The sequence below is a fragment of the Vibrio sp. 10N.247.311.13 genome, from assembly GCF_041467595.1.
GTDB lineage: Bacteria > Pseudomonadota > Gammaproteobacteria > Enterobacterales > Vibrionaceae > Vibrio > Vibrio crassostreae_C.
The window spans coordinates 1-1,673 of the sequence record NZ_JBFSUX010000130.1 but is presented as its reverse complement, the minus strand read 5'-3'; the positions used below and the strand labels follow the sequence as shown (position 1 = coordinate 1,673).

Genomic DNA, 1,673 nt, shown 5'->3' with positions numbered 1-1,673 from the left:
GATGATCTGATCGTAGCTTTAAGCATTAGTTCCCTGATTTAGGAAACAAAGCCTGTAGGTTCATGGGGCGTTTACACTTCTTCTAGGTCTTTTCTGACTTCCACTCGGACTCCAATAATTTAACGCCTGCATAACACGTTTACTACCAAACAATTATACTTAATATTGACGCCTTAAAACGAGAAACACCCGACAACCTGAGATGCCGAGTGTAGTAAATCGTGTTGATGCATTTGTTATGTGACTAATTACTCACTAACTTTTGTCCACCCAACAACATCTTTATTTGCTAACTCACTGATTGAACCATTCCAGTTTCTGTAGCTTCCATCCTCAAGTGAAAATTTACCATAACATTGAGTTGTACCATTTTCAGTTTGAAGTCTTGATTTATGAACAGATACTATTTTACCTTTCGCGTTTTTAGCATTATCACTCCAATACTGGAAACTAGAGATATTATCGCTACAACTTGGGCCATAGTGAGCATATTGTTCATAGATTGATTTACCAGCAATAAATGTTGTAATAATTGCCCCAAGTAAAACAACCTTAAGCGAGATTGTTAAGACTGTATTTAGCTTACTCAAATCTAACTTTTGACTCATTTTGCTTTCATCACTACTTGTTTCTTTTGTCTTAATTGTATCGTCCATTTTGACCTCTTATTTTTATACCTAACCAATTTAAAAAATCACGCCCAATTAAGGTGTGAGCCACGCTACCACGGCACTCAAATTGGGCGCCGTAAACACTGAAATTGACCCAAACCAAAAATGCCAAGCGTGGGGAATCACTCTTAAATTGTTTGTTATGTGTTTGAATTCAAGCTATTTATATCAAATGAGTTACGTCCACTAACAAGTAATAGTAGCCAATGGAAACAAAAACAATTTTCAAGAAAAAGAAGAGATTTGTTGGATAATTCATCCAAAATGGTGCTTCAAAATCAGCCTCTTCTATTGAAGCACCGTCATCTCCATATTTGTCCTGCAGTGCGTTTTCTTTTACATAGTCAAAAATCAACCAACTAGTGTAGCCCCACACATATTGCACAAACTCGAAACACAAACAAATTAAGAAGAACCAGATAGGCAAAAAGTTGAGAACTTCTTCCTTATCTTTATCAGCCAACAACCAAACAATAGCGATACCTGCTAATGCGAGTCTCCTAGCGGCTTCACTGGTTGCTTTGCTATAGTCTTGACACTCTTGCCTAACAAAGTCTAAGTTCATTGTTTTTCCTATTCCCTACCTTTCGGACCACCGCTTCGAGTGCCACGAGTAGCCCTTATGACCTTACCTTTGGCAATATCATTTTCAGCAATCCTGCAGTGAACTTTACGAGAGACAATGCCCCTGCCTCTTTTGGCTTTGGTTGTAACTCCGACTCCTACAACACATGTGTCCCCATGAGCATCCTTTATTGTTACCGTCGGGATACCTTTATGAACACCATACGCTACAATTTTAAAGTCATAGTTTAGGCGCAAGTTACGTGCTATTTTTGCCTTTCCCCTATCGGTAATTTCACCAATTTCTATCGAGTAGTGGACTCGCTGCTTACTTCTTGTTGTCATAATTCCCTCTTTTTCCCAACTGATATAGTACGCTACACATAACGAATGATATGGACTCCCTCTACCTGACACTCTGCGTGCCATACTTACTTA

Annotated in this window: 3 protein-coding genes; all 3 read right to left on the bottom strand. The window is 38.7% G+C overall.

Annotated elements, in window-relative coordinates; genetic code table 11:
* Positions 1-248: 248 nt before the first annotated feature.
* The 3 genes from AB6E52_RS22985 to AB6E52_RS22975 all read right to left on the bottom strand — a co-directional run bounded on the left by AB6E52_RS22985 (position 249) and on the right by AB6E52_RS22975 (position 1,580).
* Complete coding sequence (locus AB6E52_RS22985; RefSeq protein WP_016785593.1) at positions 249-656, bottom strand: hypothetical protein; 408 nt, start codon at positions 654-656, stop codon at positions 249-251.
* A gap of 178 nt (positions 657-834) precedes the next feature.
* Positions 835-1,236, bottom strand: coding sequence for a hypothetical protein (locus AB6E52_RS22980; protein ID WP_016785592.1), 402 nt, complete (start codon positions 1,234-1,236; stop codon positions 835-837).
* Positions 1,237-1,244: 8 nt separating this feature from the next.
* Entirely contained in the window at positions 1,245-1,580 is a 336-nt protein-coding gene (locus tag AB6E52_RS22975; RefSeq protein ID WP_016785591.1) for a hypothetical protein, read from the bottom strand.
* Positions 1,581-1,673 lie beyond the last annotated feature (93 nt).